The following is a 20733-nucleotide window of genomic DNA, read 5'->3' on the forward strand; positions in this document are numbered from 1 at the left end:
ACACAAACGATAAGGATAACGAATGACATTTGTCTATCATAACTTAAAATTTATGTTGTTGAGCGCAATACTCATTGCTTGTAGTCCTGCTGCTGAGCGTATTGAGCGAAACGAACGTACCTTCTCTAGGGTACAAGCTGCCGCCGTGAGTCACAACGGCCAATATAGTCTTGTTTCAACCACGGAAGAAGGATTGCGGCTGTTCGACACGCAAACCAACGAATTGTTGCATAACTGGCAACAAGAAGATGAAGGCATCAGCCAAATTGTTTCTGCCAAGTTTTCTCCGCAAGCAGACGTTACTCTGGCCGCAAGCCGTATGACCCTTGTACTGTGGGACACACAAAGCGGCGACGCCTTAGGCGCCTGGCGAAATGACGACAGCTTTATCTTGGACGTGGCCGTTTCTAATCAGGGTCAGCACATTGTGCTCGCCCGTAACGACGGGGTTGTCTTGCTGTTTGAACCTGCTACCGGTCGCAGGGTTGAGTTTCGGGTGCATACCGACAAAGTCAATAAAGTCGACATATCAGCCAATGGCCAGTATGTGTTGAGCGGAGGGAACGACCACCAGGCTATTTTATGGCAAACCGACCCCGTCCAAGTTCGTCACGTATTCCCTTTGACCGGTCGTGTTACTGAACTTACGCTAGGCCCAGCAGGCCGCTATGCCCTCGTAGCCAGTGCAACCCAAGCTGAGATCCGCAATTTAGTAACTGGCGACGTCCAACAAACCCTTGATTTAGGTGCCCGCCAGAAGGTATTTACGACCGCTACCTTCTCGCCCCAAGCTGAGTTACTGTTAACAGGCACAGCGTCGCGCCTTGTGGAAGTCTGGTCTGTTGCAAGTGGAAAACGCTTATGCAGTTGGCGCATTAAAGGTCGCGCTGGTGAGCACCCCCCACGGGCTGCTATCATCGGTGCTAGTTTTATAAACGCAAACACTATTGTAATAGAAACAAGCGCCGGCTTTAGTGAGCTGTGGCGTTTACCGTCAAGCTGCCAAGCCCCGCGCAGCCCATCTAGTGAGGAGTGAAAGAAGTTCCATGGACAAGCAATTACAGGCATTAGTGCAGCGTATTGACGATTTAGAAAGCAAGCTCGCATTCCAAGATGACACCATAGACGCGCTGGACAAGTTGGTACAGGCGCAAAGCAGTGAGTTGCAAACATTGCATAAGTACATTCGGTTACTGGCTGAAAAAATACAGCCTGAGGAAGACGCTGAAGAAAGCCCCCCCTTTAACCTCATCGACGAACGACCACCTCACTACTAATAATAAAAAAGGACGTGTATGTCTGTTAATCACCCTATTATTGCTGTTACCGGCTCTTCTGGCTCTGGCACCACTACCACAAGCCAGGCAGTGCGCCATATATTTCGACATTTACAATTAAATGCTGCATTTATTGAAGGTGATAGCTTTCATCGGTACTCACGCCCCGAAATGGACGTGGCCATTCGCAAAGCGCAAGAGCAAGGCCGGCACATTAGCTACTTTGGCCCTGAAGCAAACGACTTCCATTCTTTAGAACAGCTGTTTACCGAATACGGTGAGGGCGGCTATGGGAAAACCCGGCGATACCTGCATAGCTTTGACGAAGCCGTTCCCTACAACCAAATGCCCGGAACCTTTACGCCATGGGAGCCTATTCCAGAAAATACCGACTTGCTGTTTTATGAAGGCTTACACGGAGGCGTGCAAGGCGAGAATTACGACGTGGGCAAACATGTGGACTTGCTCATCGGCATGGTGCCCATTGTTAACTTAGAGTGGATTCAAAAGTTATTAAGAGACACTGCCGAACGCGGTCACTCTCGGGAGGCTGTCACCCAAAGCATTGTGCGCAGCATGGAAGACTATATTCACCACATAGTGCCGCAGTTTAGCCGTACTCATATTAATTTTCAGCGGGTGCCTACAGTCGACACCTCCAACCCTTTTAGCGCCAAAGCCATTCCAACCATGGATGAAAGCTTTGTGGTGATCCGTTTCCGCGGCATGAAAGGCGTCGACTTTCCTTACTATTTACAAATGATTGATGGGTCATTTATGTCGCGTATGAACACGCTAGTGGTACCGGGCGGGAAAATGGGCTTGGCTATGGAGTTAATACTTACGCCGCTCATTGAACAACTTATTGAGCGGCGTAACAACCGTATTAAGCAGAAATAACTTCGAAGCTATGAGTCACTTCTACGCTGCTGCCTAACATAATAGACACCGAGCAGTACTTTTCAGCGGACAAGCTGACAGCACGCTCTACGTGTTTTTCTGAAACCTCTGTACCTGTCACAATGAAGTGCAGGTTCATTTTAGTAAATACCGCGGGCGTTGCATCGGCGCGCTCTGCTGTTAATTTTACCTCAACACCACGCACATCTTGGCGTGCTTTTTCGAGAATGCTCACCACATCCACCGAGGCACAGCTACCTGCCGCCATAAGAACCATTTCCATGGGGCTGGCGGCGTGCTTGCCTTGGTTTCCGTCCATAACAACTTGGTGACCACTGCCACTTGTTGCCACAAAGGTTAAGTCACTTAACCACTGAACACGTGCTTCCATTATTTTTCCTTACGACATTATTTTCGAGTCAAACAGGTTCTTGACCAGGCCTACAAACTCCACAATAAAAGCTTCTTGGGTTGGGCTTGGACGCTTGTCCAGTACAGACGACAGCACTTCTTCTAGGTCATACAAAATGGCATCTGCCTCGCGTACAACTTCTAATCGTGCGGTTTCATCTAGACTGTGTTGCTGATTTATTTGCATCACACTTTCAGCAAGCTGCTCTTCAAAACACTCCCGCACCGTGAGCGCACCTTCCGGTGCGTCTGGGTCGGGCTGTGTGAATACATCTAAATGCTCAGTTAAGTATTGAACAAGCTCTATATACCCTTTGCTTTGTGTAATCATAAAAGCCTTTTGCTGTCGATATGCCAGCCAGGCTGCACTTCCATTAGAAGTGCAGACCAGCGTTTAATTGACTTGGTAGCTCATTACGCTCCGCTTCAACAGAAGCAACAGGATAAGCACAATAGTCCGCCGCATAGTATGCACTCGGACGGTGGTTACCACTGTCACCCACGCCCCCAAAAGGTGCAGCACTGCTTGCGCCTGTAATGGGCTTGTTCCAGTTCACAATGCCGGCACGGATATGCACAAAGAAATGGTCCCAGTCAGCACGACTATCAGACAAGAGCCCCGCCGACAAACCAAAGCGAGTATTGTTCGCTTCGGCAATAGCTGCATCAAAGTCGCTGTAGCGAATGACCTTAAGAAGAGGCCCAAAGTGCTCTTCATCTGGTAGCTCCGCCACATCTGTTACATCTAAAATGCCTGGAGTGACAAAGCCCTTGTTGCTGTCTAACTGTTCCATTTTAACCAGCGACTTAGCACCACGCTCTAGCAGCATTGCTTCTGCTTCTAGCATACCCGCTGCTGCTTTCGCTGAAATCATGGCTCCCATAAACGGCTGTGGGTCTGCTGCATAGTCACCAACTTCAATTTTCTTCGTCACTTCCACTAAGCGCGCCATAAGGGCGTCGCCCGCGTCACCTTGCGGCACAAATAAACGGCGTGAACAAGTGCAGCGTTGGCCACTGGTCACAAAGGCCGACTGCACTATGTTATGCACCGCCCCATCAACATTTTCCACGTCACGCACGATAAGGGCATTATTCCCGCCCATTTCAAGCGCAAGTATTTTGTCTGGGCGTCCACCGAACTGGCCATGAAGCAATTTACCCGTCGTTGACGAGCCAGTGAAGAAAAGGCCATCCATTTCCGGGTGAGCTGTCATTGCTTTTCCGGTATCAACCAAGCCCTGGACTAGATTGATCACACCTGCAGGCAAACCTGCGTCGTGCCATACCTTTAGGGTTTCTTGCGCAACCATAGGGGTTAGCTCACTTGGCTTAAACACCACGGTGTTACCCGCTAGCAATGCCGGCACTATGTGCCCATTAGGTAAGTGGCCTGGGAAGTTATAGGGTCCAAAAACAGCCACCACACCATGGGGCTTATGGCGAATAAAGGCTTGTGCGCCCGGCATTTCGTTTTCTACTAAACCAGTACGCTCTGCATAGGCTCGCACCGATATTTCAACCTTACCAACCATAGCACCCACTTCGCCAAGGGTTTCCCACATAGGCTTGCCGGTTTCTTTGGCAATGAGTTCAGCTAAGTGCTGCTTGCGCTCACCTAATAGTTCTGCAAATTTACGAATAATGACCAACCGGTCTTCAACGCTCCGTAATGACCACTCAGCAAACGCTTTTCGAGCCGCTTTCATGGCTGTGTCGACCTGCTCAGCGGTGGCCGCCTTGCCAGTCCAAATCACTTCATTGCGCGCCGGGTCAATGGAAGAAAACTCGTCACCTAAGCCGGCGACCCAAGTGCCGTTTATATAATGTGTTTGCTCTACGGACATGTGTTACTCCTTAAAATGGTGCTACACGAATGGTGTCGCCATCCGCGACTAATAACGCGTCTGCAACTTCTTGTGTAATCATAACTTCTTCGTCGTTCATATCTACTTCGGCTTGCAACGCTCTGAAATTTTGCAGCTCTTGGTTACAGGCCAGCACAGTGTCAGACGAGCTAACAGGCCCAACACGCACTGTACGAAGCTCACTTGCCTGCACGGTTCTCAAGTACTTAACCCGTCCTTCCACCGTCGGTCCTGCGTCGAAAATATCCACGTAACCACGGAAGCTAAAGCCTTCTGACTTCAACAAATTCAAGGCAGGCACGGTGTTTTTGTGCACTTGACCTACCACTTCTTGGGCTTCTTTGTTCAGTAAATTAACGTAGATAGGGTGACGCGGCATAAGCTCGGCAATAAAGGTTTTGTCACCAATACCGGTCAGGTAGTCAACCTGGCTGAATTCCATATTGAAGAAGTTCTTTTGCAGCCAGCCCCAAAAAGGCGAATTACCTTCTGCGTCTGAAACACCACGCATTTCAGCAATGATTTTCTTGGAAAAACGCTCACGGAACTGCGCTAAGAACAGCATGCGGAATTTAGAGAGAGTGCGGCCATTTCGATTTTCGCGAAAAGGCTCACGTAAAAACAGAGTGCACAACTCGCTGCACCCCGTATAGTCGTTACACAAGGTTAAAGTGTCGAGCAACCGACGAACATTGTGCTTTTCTGAGTAATGGGCTTCTTTGCCCAAACGGTAATGCCAAAACGCTTCGCTCAAGCCAACACTGGCTTCAATAGCACTCACCCCTAGAATTTCCTGTGTGCTCAGGTTTTCCATCACAAACAGGTAACCTTCATCGCCTGGCGACGTTATATGCTGCTTAGCAAATGAACGTTCTGCTTTTTCTATGCGGCGTTGCAGTAGCTCTTCATCGATCGGTAGCGAAGTGAAGCCGAAACCCGACTCCACTGCGCATTGATAAAGGGCTTCATAGTCGCTTGACTGAATAGGCCGAATAACAATCATTACGAGGCCTGCTGTGCTGCAACCACCTTGGCCACGGCCTTTTCAAAGCGCGCCATGCCTTCGGTAATATCGTCTTCGGAAATAATAAGCGACGGCGTGAAGCGAACAACATCTGTGCCAGCAACAAGCACCATCAAACCTTCTTCAGCAGACGCAACCAAGAAGTCACGCGCCTTGCCTTTGAAGTTTTCGTTCAGCGCTGCACCTAGCAATAAGCCTTGGCCACGAACTTCGGTAAATACATTGTGCTTTTCATTAATAGCGTTCAGCGCATTTCTAAACAGTTGCTCTTTTGCTTTCACGCCTTCAAGCACCTCTGGCGTGTTGACCACATCCATCACCGCTTCTGACACAGCGCAGGCAAGTGGGTTACCACCGTATGTACTACCATGGGTACCTACTTTTAAGTGCTCTGCAATCTCGGCCGTCGTTAACATAGCACCAATTGGGAAACCACCACCAAGTGCTTTAGCTGTGGCTAAAATGTCTGGCGTGACACCTGTTTGCTCATAGGCGTACAAGCTTCCCGTCCGGCCAAACCCTGTTTGCACTTCGTCAAAAATAAGCAATGCATTGTGCTTGTCACATAGGGCCCGCACGCCTTCTAAGAAGGCCTGATCTGCTGGCACTACGCCACCTTCACCTTGTAATGGCTCTATCATAACAGCACAGGTCTGGTCTGACATAACGGCTTCAAGTGAAGCTAGGTCGTTGTAGTCCACATGCTCAATAGCACCTGGCTTAGGGCCAAAACCGTCTGAATAGGCTTCCTGACCACCCACAGTGACCGTAAAGAAGGTGCGGCCATGGAAGCCTTTGTTAAAGGCTATAATTTGGTTTTTTTGCTCGCCAAAGTTGTCCAGTGCCCAGCGGCGCGCTAACTTCAAAGCCGCTTCGTTGGCTTCCGCGCCAGAGTTGGCAAAATACACTCGCTCAGCAAAGGTTGCATCGGTTAGCTTTTTCGCTAGACGTAAGGCAGGTTCGTTGGTCATGACGTTACTTAAATGCCACAGTTTGTTTGCTTGTTCAGTAAGTGCATTCACCATGGCTGGGTGACAGTGCCCTAGGCAGCTCACAGCGATACCACCTGCAAAATCTACAAACTCTTGCCCTTCTTGGTCCCACACCCGCGAACCTTCGCCACGAACGGGAATAATGGCTGCAGGGTTATAGTTTGGTACCATCACTTCATTGAATAAGGCACGAGTTACCGGCATTGCATCTGACATGTTTTCTTTCTCCACTGTATTGAGTAAGCGCCGCTTAACATGAGGGCGGTCTGTATTAAGGCCGCTATTATCGCACGAAGACACACAAATGTCTGCTACGTAAACACTTGATTAATAAGGGATTTGCAAATTATTAGATTTGCACATGGACCGCATAATTATGCGCTTCCACGTGCCAGCTAGCGTACAGCACCACGGCTTAGCTTTAGCCGCTTTAAATTAACGCTGCGCAATGCTTCAAGTGTCCTTTGAGACAGCTCTGCTTCTGCACAGAGTCGTTTGCCGTCTTGTGAGCTCGCTAGCTTTTCACTGTAGAGGGTTCGGAACAGGGAATAGCGCTGGGCTTGATATAGGGTCAGCCCCATCCCGGTAAAGTCTTGCAGGCTCTTGGCTTTATTTAATTCCGTATAGACAGCGTGGAAAGGAATGTATTTCAACTCAAACTCACTAAAGAGTGCGCTGGCAAAGCGCCCTGACAAGTGCAAGTTCAAGTCTCTTAAAAAGTGCGCTGAAGGCCTTAGCTCTAGTAAAGCATTATAACGCTTGGAGTTATTGCCGTAACGTAACTCGGTGAGAAACGCGTGCTGTATGTCTTCAAACAGCAGGGAGTACAAACGCACCAGAGACGCTTTTCCTAAGTCATGCATTAACCCCACAACAAACGCCTTGCTAGGCTCAACTACACCACTTTCTTCAGCAATCACCTGAGCTGCAACCCCTGTACTTAAGGCGCTTTTTCGTATTTTGCCTCGGCATAAGTTAAAGGGCTCCATGGACTGGGGAATCCAACGTCGCAGGCAAAACACGGGCACCAGCAACCGCAAGTCGTCCATCCCAATAAAGCGGAGTGCATTGGTAATGGTCGCCACCTTTACTCGGCGTTGGTCACTGGCATTTACAAAGGCAGGGCCATTCACCATCTTAATCAGGTCTTCACAGAGCCAGGGCAAACTTTTAATGGTTTCTTCGATGGTTTTCATTGAGCTTGCACGGGCAAATAAAACGTCGAGTAGCTCGATGGACTCAGGCGAGAGGTTGAGCGCGCGGGTATGAATGCGTTCTGGCTCATTTAGTAAGTCTATTAATGCAGTATAAATACGCTCATGCAGTTCATCGGACATGGCTTCCCGCAAATACGTTTGCGAAGCACGGCGACGGTCTCGCTCGTCTTGTCTGCGCTGCTCAATATCAAGCAACTCACGGCTGAGCACTGCAGACTCTTCTTCTGGCACTTCACCCCGCTCCTCTCGTCGGGCGAAGCTGAAGCTAATCAATAGGCTATTGAATAGCTTATCTAGCCTTGCTAACTCGCTGCTATCTGGGCTTTCGCATAGCGCTTTAAATTGTTGATAGTCCAATCTTTTGCCCCGTCGGCTGCCGTGATTATTAATATACCACTATAACACTTATAGAAAAAAGGGCTCATTGTGTGTGAGCCCTTTTATTCTACAACCGTACTGTTTATTGCCCTAGCGGCGGTATAAAGCCAACGGCGTCATACACTTGCTTTAAGGTGGCTTCTGCCCGCTCTTTTGCTTGCGCCGCGCCTGACTGAAGTATTTCATCTAAAGCTGCACGGTCGCTACGCAAAGCCTGGTAACGGGTTTGCATAGGCTCTAAAAAGGCAACCACTGCATCGGCAACATCGCCCTTCAAATGGCCATACATTTTGCCTTCATACTCAGGCACTAGCTCCTCAATGGAACGACCTGTGGCACCGGAAAGTAAGGTCAGTAGGTTTGAAACCCCTGCTTTCTCTTGTGGATCAAAGTAAATGCGCGCCTGTTCGTCGGAGTCCGTAACCGCCCGCTTAATTTTCTTCACAATTTTTTTCGGCTCCTCAAGCAAGCCAATATAGCTGCCTGGGTTATCATCCGACTTCGACATTTTCTTCGTCGGATCTTGCAAGCTCATAATGCGTGCACCATGAGGTGGGATAAATGGCTCTGGCACCACCAAGGTGTCGCCATAAATGTTATTAAAGCGAGTAGCAATATCTCGGCTTAGTTCTAAGTGTTGTTTTTGGTCGTCGCCAACAGGCACCTGGTTGGCACCATACGCCAAAATATCAGCAGCCATGAGCACCGGGTAGGTAAACAGCCCCACATTCACGTTCGACTCATTTCGCTGCGATTTGTCTTTAAATTGGGTCATGCGGTTGAGCTCACCCATTTGCGTAAAGCAGTTTAATACCCAAGCAAGTTGTGCGTGCGCCGGTACATGGGACTGTAAAAACAACTTACTTTTGTTGGGGTCCAAACCACAAGCAATGTAAAGCGCAATGCCGTCTAAGGTTGCTTCACGGAGTGCTTGAGGGTCTTGGCGTACGGTAATTGCATGCAAGTCCACCACCATAAAGTGGCAGTCGTGGCTGTCTTGCATGCCAATCCACTGTCTCAGCGCGCCCATATAGTTCCCTATAGTTAATTGACCCGACGGCTGACAGCCACTTAGTACGACAGGTTTACTCATGCTTTACTCACTTTTTCATTTAATCGTTTATGTATAAAATAACTAGCGTACAGCTTTATCAATTTCAGCACGCATTTGGTCTATCACTTCGGCATAATCTGGCGCATTAAAAATAGCACTGCCTGCAACAAACATATCAGCGCCAGCTGCAGCAATTTCGCCAATGTTGTCCACTTTAACACCACCGTCTACCTCTAAGCGGATAGCGCGACCACTTTCTGTAATACGTTTGCGCACAGCACGTAGTTTTTCCAATGTGGAAGGAATAAAAGACTGTCCACCAAAGCCAGGGTTCACCGACATTAACAAAATAACATCTAGCTTATCCATGACATAGTCAAGGTAATGCAGCGGCGTGGCCGGATTTAACACCAAACCCGCTTGGCAACCTGCGTCTTTAATCAGTTGAATTGTCCGATCAATATGTACTGACGCTTCCGGGTGAAAGGTGATAATAGACGCCCCTGCCTCTGCAAACGCAGGAATGAGGGAGTCGACAGGCGACACCATCAGATGCACGTCGATAGGAGCAGTTATACCATAATCTCGTAATGCTTGGCACATCATAGGGCCAAAGGTCAAGTTTGGTACAAAGTGGTTGTCCATTACATCAAAGTGAACCACATCAGCACCCGCCGATAAAACAGCCTCTACGTCTTCCCCAAGCCGAGCAAAATCGGCAGACAAGATAGATGGCGCAATTAAGAAGTCAGACATGAACAGCCCCTGTAAAAAAATAGCACGATAATCCGCAGCTAGTTTAGCAACCTCACCGCATGGGTTCACCTATTGATTTACCTAAAACTGGTAAACTTATTCACTTAATGGTATGTTTTTGCAGCAACTTCATATTCAACATCACACTTCGGGGGCATGATGCGTAAACGTATACTTGTTGGTGGAGCCAGTCTATTCGCTGTTTTTTCGGCAGTGTCCTTGACTATGCCGGCCCCGCAACAATGCCTTGATGTATTTAATGGTGTGCAAAAAACCACGTGCACCGCAAGCACAACAAAGCAGTCTATTACTTGGCATGCTTGGGTAAAAGGGCAAAGCAGCTCTGTGCAATTTCATTTCCTTGATTTGGTAGAACTGATGTTTAGTCCTCATGTCTCAGAGACCACACAGAAGCAAACGTCGCAAGAAAACAAAAGCCGCTTTTTTTAAATCACCAACCGCACCCCCTTGGTACGGCTGGCTGTGCAACTATCCTAAGCGGTTTGTATTCCTGAGTGTCTCAGTAACGCGCCGATTTCTGGGTCACGGCCTCTAAACTTTCTAAATAGCTCTACAATGTCTTGGCTACCACCCGCCGACAAAATAGCGTCTAAAAAAGCACGCCCCGTTTCTTGGTTGAAAATCCCCTCTTCTTCAAAGCGGCTAAATGCGTCGGCTGACAACACTTCAGCCCATTTGTAACTGTAATAGCCCGCGGCATACCCGCCAGCAAAAATATGCCCAAAGCTATGTTGGAAACGGTTAAACTCAGGCGGAATCACCACGGCAACTTTTTCGCGCACTTTATTCAAAATGGCTTGTACCTGGCCAGGCGCCCTCGCTGCTTTATCCATGTGTATTGCCATATCGAATAGCGAAAACTCTAACTGACGCACCATTTGCATGGCCGACTGGAAGTTGCGTGCTGCCAGCATTTTTTCCAGCAACGCCTCGGGTAAGGCTTCACCGCTTTCATGATGCTTCGAAATGAAAGCCAAGGCTTCTTCCTCCCAGCACCAGTTTTCTAAAAACTGACTAGGCAGCTCCACTGCGTCCCAAGGCACACCGTTAATACCTGAAATAGACGCAATGTCCATTTGAGTCAGCATATGGTGTAAACCATGGCCAAACTCGTGGAACAAGGTCACTACTTCGTCGTGAGTGAACAGCGCTGGCTGGTCTCCTTGTGGGCTATTAAAGTTGCAGGTTAAGTACGCGATGGGCTTTTGTATGCCTTGTTGCGTACGACGACGCACCGCATGGTCAGCCATCCAAGCTCCGCCCCGCTTTTTCCCTCGGGCATACAAATCTAAATAAAAGCCGGCTATGACCTGTTTGTTTTCGTCCAGCACATCGAAGTAACGGGCATCTTTATGCCAGACATCCACGTCGTCTCGTTCCGTGAAGCTCACACCGAACAGCTTTTCTGTCACTGTGAACAGCCCTTCAATAACGCTGTGTTCAGGGAAGTACGGGCGGAGCATTTCGTCGGACACTTCGTAGGCCTCTTGCTTTAACTTTTCTGAGAAGTAAGCAATATCCCACGCTGCAAGTTCCTTGTGCCCTAAAGACTGAGCAAAGGCTTCTAGTTCCGCTCGTTCGCGCTGCGCTTGGGGAACCGAGCGTTCAGCCAAGTCATTCAGGAACGACATGACCTGCGCAGGTGATTCCGCCATTTTGTTAGCCAATGACAGTTCAGCATAGTTCTCGAATTCCAGCAGTTCCGCCAACTCCTGGCGCAGTGCTAGGGTTTCTTCAATTATTTTCGTGTTATCAAATTCACCCGCATTTGGCCCCAGCTCGGAAGCTCGGGTAACAAAGGCCCGGTACATTTCCTCACGCAGGGCACTGTCATCTGCATACATCATGACCGGTAAATAGCTGGGTATATCCAAGGTGAATACCCACCCTTCTACCCCTCGTTCTTTAGCAGCATTGGCTGCAGCAATGCGGGCACTCTCCGGCAAACCGGACAAGCGTTGCTCGTCGGTGATGTGGCAATGCCACGCATGGGTTGCATCGAGTAATTGATTACTAAACAAGGAGCTGAGATCTGACAGGCGTGACTGAATTTCACCATAACGCTTTTTCTTCTCGGCTGGCAGGGCAACACCCGACAAGCGAAAGTCTTTCAACGTTTCGGTAATAACACGTTGCTGTGCCGCACTCAGTTGTTTGAACTCAGCACTTTCTGCATACGCTTTATACGCTTGATACAAACCTTCATGTTGGCCGACATAGGTACCGTAGTCTGACAGTAGCGGCAGGCAGCTGTCATGGGTTTCTCGCAGGGCATCGGAATTCACTACAGCGTTCATATGGGAAACGGGGGCCCACGCTTTATTTAACTTATCGTCTGCCTCTTCTAAAGGCGTAACCAAGGTAGCCCAAGTATGCTGTTCAACCTTGGCTGTCGCATCCACCACCTCTCGGCACTGCTGCACTAAATGTTCAATCGCAGGGCGTATATGCTCCGGCGCTATGTCGGAAAATGGAGGGTGGGCCGTGTCGGCTAACAAGGGGTTTAGTTCAAGGTTCATATCCTGCCTATCGTTTTAAATAATGTATTACTGTATACGTGAGGGTAAATGCTATGTATTTCAAGTAGCAGCCTTGGGTATGTTAGGTATCTGAAATGCCTGTTACTATATTGGCATACAACACTTTGGGATATAACACTATGGCATTGAAACGAATTGCTACGCTAACCTTGGCGGCTTCGCTCCTTGTACTAGGCTGTCAAGCAACCAATCACACAACAACATCCGCAGCTAATCAAACTCACGGAGAGACGAGCTTTTCTTTAGCTGACCTTTATCAAGATGGCTATTTCAACACAGCTTCTGTCCCGGCTACACGCTGGTTGGAAGACGGCTCTGGGTACACTACCCTCGAGCAAAGTAAGCGAGGGCAGGGAAAAAGCATTGTCCGTTACCACCCAGAAACAGGACAGCGTACCGTACTGGTATCCGCGCAACAGCTAACCCCGAGGAGTCAAACAGAAGCATTAACAATTGCGGACTACCAATGGTCCAGTGACGCTTCGAAGCTGCTCATTTTCACAAATACCAAGCGTTCTTGGCGTACCCACACCCTCGGAGACTATTGGGTGCTTGACCGAGCCAGCAATGAACTATTTAAACTGGGCGGAAATGCCCCTGCTTCAAGCCTGCAATTTGCAAAATTTGACCCTCAAGGCGAACGCGTTGCCTATGTGCAACAAAACAACATGTATGTGCAGTCTCTCCATTCGAAGCAAATATCACAGCTAACTTTCGACGGTGGCCCACATACCATTAATGGCACCTTTGACTGGGTGAACGAAGAAGAGTTTGGCCTACGCGATGGCTTTCGCTGGTCGCCTGACGGGCAGCATATAGCCTACTGGCAAGTCGACACAACAGACGTCCCCTTGTTCACCATGATCGATAACGTCTCAGAACTATACCCAACCCTAACCCAGTTCCCTTATCCAAAAGTAGGAGAAACCAACTCGGCGTTACGTGTAGGGGTATTACCCGCCAGTGGCGGCGACACTACCTGGGTACAGCTACCTGGAGACCCGCGCCAACACTATATTGTCCGTATGGATTGGGCAGGCAATAGCGACTCGCTACTGATCCAGCACATGAACCGTGCGCAAAATACCTTAAATGTATTTTTAGCAGACCGAGCTTCTGGTACTACCGAGCGCCTTATCCAAGAAAAGAGCAATGCTTGGGTAGAGCAAGTAGACGACGTGCGTTTTTTCCGTAACGGCCAAAGCTTTACATGGCAGAGCGAGCGAAGTGGGTACCGCCATCTGTATCGTTACGACGCAGACGCCTCAGGCAATAAATTAACTGCATTAACCCAAGGCAATCACGACGTGGTGCAACTGCTTGAAATTGTTGCCGACGACGCTGGAAACGGTTATGCCTACTACATTGCGTCCCCCGAGTCGCCATTACAACGATACTTATTTCGTGTTCACTTAAGCGGCAACAGTGCCCCAGAGCGGCTCACTCCCGCCTCGTGGGAAGGTACCAATGGCTACCAAATCGCCAAAGACGGCCGTTACGCCATACATACTTATTCCCGCATGGGAGTACCACCGCAAACTCGCATGGTCAGTCTGCCAAATCATCAGGTTTTGCAGTCTATAGAGTTGAATGGCGAACTCCAAGAGCGTCTCGCCCAGCGAGTCACCAACACCACTGAGTTCTTCCAAGTCGAGGCTCAAGACGGCCTAGTGTTAGACGGCTATGTTATGAAGCCGAAAAACTTTGATGCAAGCAAAAAGTACCCTCTCATCATGTTTGTTTACGGCGAGCCTTGGGGACAAACCGTTGCAGACCGTTGGTTAGGCCATTTATGGCTATGGCACGAGTACATGACACAGCTTGGCTTTGTGGTGGCGTCTGTAGATAACCGCGGCACTCGCTCTCCGAGGGGGCAAGCATGGCGACATTCCATTTACAAACAACTTGGCATTGTCACTGTTCGCGACCAAGCCGATGCGCTGAAGGGTATGCTGTCACGCTGGTCTTGGCTCGACGGCGACCGAGTAGGAATTTGGGGGCATAGTGGTGGCGGCTCGCAAACACTCAACGCTCTGTTCCGTTACCCGCAACTTTTCCATGTGGGTATCGCCTCTGCGCCTGTTCCAGACTTGCGCTTGTACGACACTATTTATCAAGAGCGTTATTCTGGGTTATTGCCTGCTGACGCGGCAAGTTATGAAGCCACTTCAGCCATAACGCACGCCAAGAACCTGCAAGGCGAGCTGCTATTAATTCACGGTACGGGCGACGACAACGTGCACTACCAAGGGTCAGAGCGACTCCAAGATGAGTTAATTCGCCACCAAAAGCAGTTCCGCTTTATGGCTTATCCAAATCGCAGCCACTCCATCACCGAGGGTGAAGGCACTTCGCTGCACTTCCGTACCCTCATGGCAGAGTTCTTTCTAGAAAAGCTCTCGCCCTAAAAAGCGAGCTTAATCATGCGGGTCCGGGCACATGTGTGGTACGGACCCAGCCTTTTTCAATCGCTCCGCTTAAGTTATGCTCTAACGCTTCAAGTCCTGCTTTGTTCTCTTCTAGAAGCTCCATCACCCCAAGCGCTTGGTTCCTACCTTGTACCTTTCCTAGGTAAAGTGCCATATCGGCAATTTGTAGGCAGCGTTCCCAGTCATGAATCGTCTCGACACCAGACTCAAAAGGAAATGAAATGAAGCCCGCAGTTGCTGTTACTGAAATAGTTTTACCTGCAGCCTCTACCGGTGTTTCACCAATTGTTTTCAGCAGTTTTTCCACATACGTAGGCAAAAAGCTCGGATCCATCTCTTTTAGGTAAATCAAAAACTCTTCACCCCCCCAACGTACCACCATATCGGTGTTACGCGACAAGCTCCGTAACCGCTGGGCTAACTCAACCAACACTTTGTCGCCTGCTGCATGGCCTTTGCGATCATTTACTTTTTTAAAGTAATCCACATCGAGTAAAATCAATGCGTCAGGATGTTTGTCTTTATTTGAGCTATCTGAGAGGCGCTGTTTATTGGTCATGGCCGCCTGAAAGGAACGGCGATTCAACAAGCCTGTCAGCGGGTCGTGACTTGACTGGTACTCCAGCTCCTGGTTGAGTGACTGCAAGCGGATATTAGCACGTCGCGCTGCACGCCAAGCCAGCAGTAATAGCAGTGACGCAAGCACAATGACCAAGCTCAACAAGTAAAATACTTTTTTCTGTAAGTCTGCATTGCGCAACTTGCTTTGTTGCGCCAGATTGCGTTGTTCAAGCAGCTCTATTTCAATGGCTTGCTCATTGGCTTGTGCACGAAGTTGCAATTCTTGAATGGCTTTGTTTCTTTCTTTGCGGCTAAACTCCTGCTGCAGTTCGCGCTGTGTTTTTAGCACATCAATTGTTTTTTCGTATAACCCAGCATGCTCATAGGCCTTGGCCATATACTGCAGTAAGTCAATGTATTCCGACTCACTAATCACATGACGCACTTGTTCCGCAGCTTGTTCTAGAGCCGGTACACTTTCCAATGTTCCTTGCATTACGTCTATATATAAAAGGTTGAAATGCAATAAGCGCGAAGTAAGAGTGTCATTAACACGCTCTGCTTCTGATAAGGCGGCCGAAAGTATGTCACGTGCTTCTTCATAACGCTCGAGCTCCATCAGGGTCGAGCCAATATTGTTCATATTGAGTAGAATGGTTTCTTGATCGTCAAACTGTTTCGCCCATTCTATGGAGGTCTCAAAGCTTGCGATAGCCGCTTCTAACTGTAAGAGGATGCTTTGCAAGTACCCTTTAAATAAATAAAGGCGGGCGTACTCTTTTTCTAAACCTGCCGCTTCGGCAATTTCAATGAGGTTGATGGTGGACTCTAAGCTTCGCTCGTATTGCCGCATTCCCGTATGAACTCGTGCAATGCCTTCTGTCACCAGCATGCGTCGGCGCAACGTCAGCATATTGTCGGTTTCATTCACAGCTTCTGCAGCTTGTAAGTAGTGAGACAAAGCTTGCTCATAATCGCCCACTGATCCCAGCAACTGACCTGCAGCCTGGTGAGATAAAAATCGAACACGGGGTGAACTGACATCAGGCAACAGGCGCCCCAACAGTTCCAGCTCAACTAAAGCGGCTCGGGTGTCTCCTTGGTTAAAATAAAGATTAACCAATAAGGCCTTCATTTCAGTAATGGCAGCTGTTACACCCGATTTATTTGCCTCTTCCGCTAGCGCTATTGCTGCATTCAACGTTTGCTCGTCTATTTCAGTAGGAGACATCGCCATTACGCGATAACCAAATGCACGTGTACGTGTCTGAATAGGGGTATTCGAGTTCATCTGCCGGTAAATGGCGTCTAAGTCAGCAAGGGTAGCTGTGCCTTGTGAGTAACCAAGTAAGTACTGGTCAAGTTGAGTTTCTAGGTTTGTCGTTTCTTGGGCAACAACTCCAGCATGCAGAAAAAGGCTTGCTGTACTCACCCAGAGAAAATAAGTAAGCAGCCTTGCAAGTGTGATCAAAGAGTATTGCATGTCATTACCCATTCCACTTAAGTTCCGTTCAATTGGTTAAACATCATGTAAATTCAGCGGCACGACCTTGATTCATGATACAGTTCGATAACAATCAGTGCTATGCATTTAATTCTGTACTTTATAAGGAGAAAAACCATGAAGTCCCTTATTCTTCCTGTGGCCATTACATTAGCTTTGGCTTTTGCTGCTCCCACTCAGGCTGCTGGCTCCTATGCCGGTGTTGGCCTGTATGATTTTTACAACAGCGACATATCCTTGTCGGCTGGTACTAGCTTAAACGACCGCGTGTCCGTTCATGGCCAATATATCGACGGTCTCGACTTTGTCTTACGCGCCACCGCTGAATACCGGCTTGAAGACGGTTTTTATGCACTCGGCGGTGTCAGCCGTTACAATGGCGCCTTTGACAATAAGTCGGGAGCTGTTCTAGGCGCTGGTTACCGTACCCAGCTCGACCGCTTCCCTGTCAATATCACTGCAAACTATGACACAGCACTCGACGGTTTCTTTTCGGTTGCCGCCACAGCTCAATATCAAGTGAATAACAAACTTGCTATTCAAGCGGGCTACCGCATAAACTCGAACGATATTGATAACGAGTTCGGTCTCGGTATTCGTATCTCTTTTTAAGTCAGCACCCTCGTGCTGTTATAATGAAGCCACCGAACTTCGGTGGCTTTTTTATTGACTGGACACCACATGAAAATATATGTAGATGCAGACGCTTGCCCAGGTGTTATTCGAGATATTCTTTGCCGTGTTGCGAAGCGCCAGCAACTTATGGTTTGCTTTGTTGCAAACCGGCTTCTGCAATTGCCTCCTTCGGCTTTTATTCAAAGCATTCGGGTCGTTGACGGTTTTGACGAGGCCGACAATGAAATAGTTCGCTTATGCCAACCCGGTGACTTAATTATCTCGGCCGACATTCCCTTGGCTGCTGAGGCCATCGACAAGGGTGCTCTTGTATTAAGCCCTCGTGGTGAACTCTTCACTCCTGAAAACATTCGTCAACGGCTTAATATGCGTGACTTTATGGACACCTTGCGTAGCTCTGGAATACAACACGGCGGTCCTCCACCCCTTGGTCAAAAAGAGCGAAAAGACTTTGCCGACAACCTCGACCGCATTCTAGCCAAACGCATTAAACTTTAAATTGCCCCGCAAGTTTTAGGAGCGCTTTGCCCTGTGCGTCTACCGCAGCCGACACTTCGTCGGCCTCTCGCGAACCTTTACGTGTGTCTTCCGTAAGTTCATTTACCTTAATCAGGTTTCTGTCCATTTCTTGCACAACTGCCGCCTGCTCCTCGGTTGCGCTAGCAATTTGGTGCGTCATATCAGTAATTGAGGTAACCGACTGACGTATTTCTTGCAGCGCCTGCTCTGCCGCGTCCGCTTTCTCTACACCGTCATGGGCTAGCGACACCCCTGCGTTCATTGTTTGCACAGACTCTTCCGCTGTGTTTTGCAGGCCTTGTATCATGCTCTGTATTTCTGTCGTGGCCGTAGCCGTTCTCGCCGCAAGCGTACGAACTTCATCGGCGACCACAGCAAAGCCACGTCCCTGCTCACCCGCTCGGGCCGCTTCAATCGCAGCGTTTAAGGCCAGCAAGTTCGTTTGTTCTGCAATACTTTCAATGGTGTCCAGAATGCCCCCAATGCTGACACTCTCTTCTTTTAACTTGGTAATCTGTTCACTGGCAAAACTCACTTCTTTCGCCAGTGCGTTTATTGCCGTAATTACTTCTTGCACAACCGCTTGCCCACGATCGGTATTTTTACGCGAGTCTTCCGACGCCTCTGATGTCATTTGAGCATGCTGTGCAACTTCTGAAATTGTGGCAGACATTTCGTTCATTGCTGTTGCCAATTGTTCTATTTCACTGGCCTGCACATTTAAGGCCGAGTCAGCGCGTCCAGCCACTTCAGACGAATAGGCAGCCTGCTCGGCAAGCTCCTGGGCATTCCTCCTAAGCTCTGTCACTAATTGGTGCAAACCTTGCTGCATGCTATTAAACGCCGTGGTTGCCATACCAATTTCATCGCCATGCTCCACCGGCAAAGGGGCACTTTGCAAGTTACCTTGAGCTATGTCTTCCGCACGCTCTTGCAGGCGACGCATGGGTGTTGCTATATGCGCTCGCAACACAACCAACATCCAAATAGCCAAACCAACTGCGACTAGCATAGAGCCCCAAACAATCTTCACAGCTCGCTTCACGCTTGCTTCTGCTTGAATCATAAGTAGCTGGCTCTCTTCAAGCATGGCCTGGCGCAAACGTTGGGTTCCATCACGCATCGTTTGCAGGTGCCTCAGAGTCTGTTCTTCATAGATACGTGCTGCTTCGGATTTGCTTTGCGCTTGGGTTAACCTGCTGGCTGACTCATGCAACAACCTGTGCGGTTGGTCCAAGGCGTCAATAGCAGTTTGTACCTGCGCTGAGCTGTCTTTATACAGTGGGGTGCTCTTAACGCTTTGGTACCATCGGCCAAACGCGCACTGCCGTGGGTTAAGTTGGCCTGCAAAGGGGCGTTCAACAAGTAAACTGTTGGCTAGCTTGTTAGCCCATACAACATGCTCTACTTCACGCTCCACCTGTTCAACAGCCGACATTAACTTTGTTTGCGTGCTTGTTGCTGTAGTATTCATGTAGTTAATGCTGCTTTGCACTAGCGTGCCCACTACAAACATAAGAAAAATAAGAGCACCAAACGACAACATAAGCTTTGCGCTTATGGTTAAGCTTTTATATCGCGATACAACCACACTGACACCTATTCAAATTGTTACAGCCGACTAGCAAACCTGCTTAATAATTCGCCCTGTTATACTAGAAAAGAAGCCGATAGGGAATGAATATTATCAGAGCAATGACAGCCAATAGTATAGCTATCAGCAAGCTATTAAAAATAAGCTTAAGCACTTTATACAGGCGTATATTGGTTTGCTTCAATTGTTTTGAGCGGTTCAAAAAAGGAGTCACTTTTGCAAATACTGCGTTCGCCATTCCGCGCTTATCTGTGCTGTCGTTGGGCACGAGGGTAAACCGCATTAACTGGCAATATACAAAGTTAAACATACGGCCCAATGGCCCCATAGGCCGAGCTACGTCTAACATTAAAATTAAGCGGTGCTTGTCTGTGTTGTTGGCCACATGATGTACATAGGTTTCGTCAAATAATAATGCTTCACCATCACGCCATGCATAGGTCTGCTCATCTACGTTTATCCAGCAATTGTCGTCGTTAGGCGTTTCTAAACCAAGGTGGTATCGAAAAGAACAAGCAAATGGGTCGGAATGTGGCGTCAGCTTCGACCCCGGTGGTAACAAAGTGAACATAGCCCCTTTTACTTGGGGTATCTGGCTAATAAGCGCAACCGTTTTAGGGCAGTGGCGGCGAGCTGAATGATGCGTATAACCATACCACTTCAAATAAAACTTGCTCCATCCATACTTAAAGAACGTACGAAAGCCTACATCGTAATACCCTAAGGAGCCTTTTTCTTTTGTGCTTTCAAATGCTTGTTCACTTTTCAAGGCTAACGCTTCGTCACGAATTGTTTCCCAGTTTTGCTGCACCACTTGCAGCTCAGGAAAGTCTTCTAAATCAAGTATGGCTTTGCGTGCCCTCTTCTTTGTGGACATATAAAGAATGCAATTCAAAGGGGCAAATATGGGCCAGCACTTTCGCATGTAGTGTTTGAAATTCGGGTGCCGGTACTGACCCCGAAATGCGAATACATACGAAATAGAGGCCAAGGAGTAAAGCACAATAAGACTTATTATTATTGTTGGGAGGTTAAGCTCTGGCATGAAAGTA

The 20733-nt window shown here is 48.6% G+C and carries 18 protein-coding genes; 6 read left to right on the top strand and 12 right to left on the bottom strand.

Annotation, left to right across the window (positions count from 1 at the left end):
- The first annotated feature begins 22 nt into the window (after positions 1-22).
- The 3 genes from CWE15_RS10370 to CWE15_RS10380 are packed head-to-tail and all read left to right on the top strand — an operon-like array spanning position 23 to position 2177.
- On the top strand, positions 23-1036 hold the full coding sequence (locus tag CWE15_RS10370) for a WD40 repeat domain-containing protein (protein WP_126758019.1): 1014 nt from the start codon (positions 23-25) through the stop codon (positions 1034-1036).
- A 10-nt stretch (positions 1037-1046) separates the two neighbouring features.
- On the top strand, positions 1047-1277 hold the full coding sequence (locus tag CWE15_RS10375; protein ID WP_126758020.1) for a SlyX family protein: 231 nt from the start codon (positions 1047-1049) through the stop codon (positions 1275-1277).
- 18 nt (positions 1278-1295) lie between these two features.
- Positions 1296-2177, top strand: coding sequence for a phosphoribulokinase (locus tag CWE15_RS10380; protein WP_126758021.1), 882 nt, complete (start codon positions 1296-1298; stop codon positions 2175-2177).
- Here CWE15_RS10380 and CWE15_RS10385 read toward each other — a convergent pair.
- The 9 genes from CWE15_RS10385 to prlC all read right to left on the bottom strand — a co-directional run bounded on the left by CWE15_RS10385 (position 2164) and on the right by prlC (position 12417).
- Entirely contained in the window at positions 2164-2568 is a 405-nt protein-coding gene (locus CWE15_RS10385; RefSeq protein ID WP_126758022.1) for an OsmC family protein, read from the bottom strand. The genes CWE15_RS10380 and CWE15_RS10385 overlap by 14 nt on opposite strands.
- A gap of 9 nt (positions 2569-2577) precedes the next feature.
- On the bottom strand, positions 2578-2919 hold the full coding sequence (locus CWE15_RS10390) for a DUF3802 family protein (RefSeq protein WP_126758023.1): 342 nt from the start codon (positions 2917-2919) through the stop codon (positions 2578-2580).
- 43 nt (positions 2920-2962) lie between these two features.
- A complete protein-coding gene (gene astD / locus CWE15_RS10395) occupies positions 2963-4435 on the bottom strand; it encodes a succinylglutamate-semialdehyde dehydrogenase (RefSeq protein WP_126758024.1) in 1473 nt (490 codons plus the stop codon).
- Between the two features lie 10 nt (positions 4436-4445).
- Positions 4446-5459, bottom strand: coding sequence for an arginine N-succinyltransferase (gene astA / locus CWE15_RS10400; protein WP_126758025.1), 1014 nt, complete (start codon positions 5457-5459; stop codon positions 4446-4448).
- On the bottom strand, positions 5459-6676 hold the full coding sequence (locus CWE15_RS10405) for an aspartate aminotransferase family protein (RefSeq protein ID WP_126758050.1): 1218 nt from the start codon (positions 6674-6676) through the stop codon (positions 5459-5461). The genes astA and CWE15_RS10405 overlap by 1 nt, the downstream gene beginning before the upstream one ends.
- A gap of 191 nt (positions 6677-6867) precedes the next feature.
- On the bottom strand, positions 6868-8046 hold the full coding sequence (locus CWE15_RS10410) for an HDOD domain-containing protein (RefSeq protein ID WP_126758026.1): 1179 nt from the start codon (positions 8044-8046) through the stop codon (positions 6868-6870).
- Between the two features lie 103 nt (positions 8047-8149).
- Entirely contained in the window at positions 8150-9160 is a 1011-nt protein-coding gene (trpS, locus tag CWE15_RS10415; RefSeq protein WP_126758027.1) for a tryptophan--tRNA ligase, read from the bottom strand.
- A 42-nt stretch (positions 9161-9202) separates the two neighbouring features.
- Positions 9203-9877 (bottom strand): ribulose-phosphate 3-epimerase, encoded by a 675-nt coding sequence (rpe, locus tag CWE15_RS10420; protein ID WP_126758028.1) that lies wholly within the window; start codon positions 9875-9877, stop codon positions 9203-9205.
- Between the two features lie 494 nt (positions 9878-10371).
- Positions 10372-12417, bottom strand: coding sequence for an oligopeptidase A (gene prlC / locus CWE15_RS10430; protein WP_126758030.1), 2046 nt, complete (start codon positions 12415-12417; stop codon positions 10372-10374).
- A gap of 140 nt (positions 12418-12557) precedes the next feature.
- Between prlC and CWE15_RS10435 the strand changes: the two genes are divergently transcribed.
- Positions 12558-14846, top strand: a complete 2289-nt coding sequence (locus CWE15_RS10435; protein WP_126758031.1) for a S9 family peptidase — start codon at positions 12558-12560, stop codon at positions 14844-14846.
- A gap of 13 nt (positions 14847-14859) precedes the next feature.
- Here CWE15_RS10435 and CWE15_RS10440 read toward each other — a convergent pair whose 3' ends face one another.
- Positions 14860-16923, bottom strand: a complete 2064-nt coding sequence (locus CWE15_RS10440) for a tetratricopeptide repeat-containing diguanylate cyclase (protein ID WP_126758032.1) — start codon at positions 16921-16923, stop codon at positions 14860-14862.
- Between the two features lie 126 nt (positions 16924-17049).
- Here CWE15_RS10440 and CWE15_RS10445 point away from each other — a divergent pair, with 126 nt between their 5' ends.
- Both CWE15_RS10445 and CWE15_RS10450 read left to right on the top strand, forming a co-directional pair.
- Positions 17050-17544: a porin family protein gene (locus tag CWE15_RS10445; RefSeq protein ID WP_126758033.1), complete on the top strand. Its 495-nt coding sequence runs from the start codon at positions 17050-17052 to the stop codon at positions 17542-17544.
- A gap of 69 nt (positions 17545-17613) precedes the next feature.
- A complete protein-coding gene (locus tag CWE15_RS10450; protein WP_126758034.1) occupies positions 17614-18066 on the top strand; it encodes a YaiI/YqxD family protein in 453 nt (150 codons plus the stop codon).
- Here CWE15_RS10450 and CWE15_RS10455 read toward each other — a convergent pair.
- Positions 18056-19678: a methyl-accepting chemotaxis protein gene (locus CWE15_RS10455; protein ID WP_126758035.1), complete on the bottom strand. Its 1623-nt coding sequence runs from the start codon at positions 19676-19678 to the stop codon at positions 18056-18058. The genes CWE15_RS10450 and CWE15_RS10455 overlap by 11 nt on opposite strands.
- A 64-nt stretch (positions 19679-19742) precedes the next feature.
- Entirely contained in the window at positions 19743-20558 is an 816-nt protein-coding gene (locus tag CWE15_RS10460; protein WP_198675018.1) for an aspartyl/asparaginyl beta-hydroxylase domain-containing protein, read from the bottom strand.
- Positions 20559-20733 lie beyond the last annotated feature (175 nt).

The sequence above is a fragment of the Aliidiomarina taiwanensis genome (assembly GCF_003987015.1).
Classification (GTDB): domain Bacteria; phylum Pseudomonadota; class Gammaproteobacteria; order Enterobacterales; family Alteromonadaceae; genus Aliidiomarina; species Aliidiomarina taiwanensis.

Excerpts from the sequence above, each read along its gene's own strand:
- CWE15_RS10370 (WP_126758019.1), top strand. The coding sequence starts at position 23 with ATGACATTTGTCTATCATAACTTAAAATTTATGTTGTTGAGCGCAATA.
- CWE15_RS10440 (WP_126758032.1), bottom strand. The coding sequence starts at position 16,923 with ATGGGTAATGACATGCAATACTCTTTGATCACACTTGCAAGGCTGCTT.
- CWE15_RS10385 (WP_126758022.1), bottom strand. The coding sequence starts at position 2,568 with ATGGAAGCACGTGTTCAGTGGTTAAGTGACTTAACCTTTGTGGCAACA.
- prlC (WP_126758030.1), bottom strand. The coding sequence starts at position 12,417 with ATGAACCTTGAACTAAACCCCTTGTTAGCCGACACGGCCCACCCTCCA.
- CWE15_RS10445 (WP_126758033.1), top strand. The coding sequence starts at position 17,050 with ATGAAGTCCCTTATTCTTCCTGTGGCCATTACATTAGCTTTGGCTTTT.
- CWE15_RS10375 (WP_126758020.1), top strand. The coding sequence starts at position 1,047 with ATGGACAAGCAATTACAGGCATTAGTGCAGCGTATTGACGATTTAGAA.
- CWE15_RS10435 (WP_126758031.1), top strand. The coding sequence starts at position 12,558 with ATGGCATTGAAACGAATTGCTACGCTAACCTTGGCGGCTTCGCTCCTT.
- CWE15_RS10390 (WP_126758023.1), bottom strand. The coding sequence starts at position 2,919 with ATGATTACACAAAGCAAAGGGTATATAGAGCTTGTTCAATACTTAACT.
- astA (WP_126758025.1), bottom strand. The coding sequence starts at position 5,459 with ATGATTGTTATTCGGCCTATTCAGTCAAGCGACTATGAAGCCCTTTAT.
- CWE15_RS10460 (WP_198675018.1), bottom strand. The coding sequence starts at position 20,558 with ATGTCCACAAAGAAGAGGGCACGCAAAGCCATACTTGATTTAGAAGAC.
- CWE15_RS10380 (WP_126758021.1), top strand. The coding sequence starts at position 1,296 with ATGTCTGTTAATCACCCTATTATTGCTGTTACCGGCTCTTCTGGCTCT.
- CWE15_RS10405 (WP_126758050.1), bottom strand. The coding sequence starts at position 6,676 with ATGCCGGTAACTCGTGCCTTATTCAATGAAGTGATGGTACCAAACTAT.
- trpS (WP_126758027.1), bottom strand. The coding sequence starts at position 9,160 with ATGAGTAAACCTGTCGTACTAAGTGGCTGTCAGCCGTCGGGTCAATTA.
- rpe (WP_126758028.1), bottom strand. The coding sequence starts at position 9,877 with ATGTCTGACTTCTTAATTGCGCCATCTATCTTGTCTGCCGATTTTGCT.
- astD (WP_126758024.1), bottom strand. The coding sequence starts at position 4,435 with ATGTCCGTAGAGCAAACACATTATATAAACGGCACTTGGGTCGCCGGC.
- CWE15_RS10450 (WP_126758034.1), top strand. The coding sequence starts at position 17,614 with ATGAAAATATATGTAGATGCAGACGCTTGCCCAGGTGTTATTCGAGAT.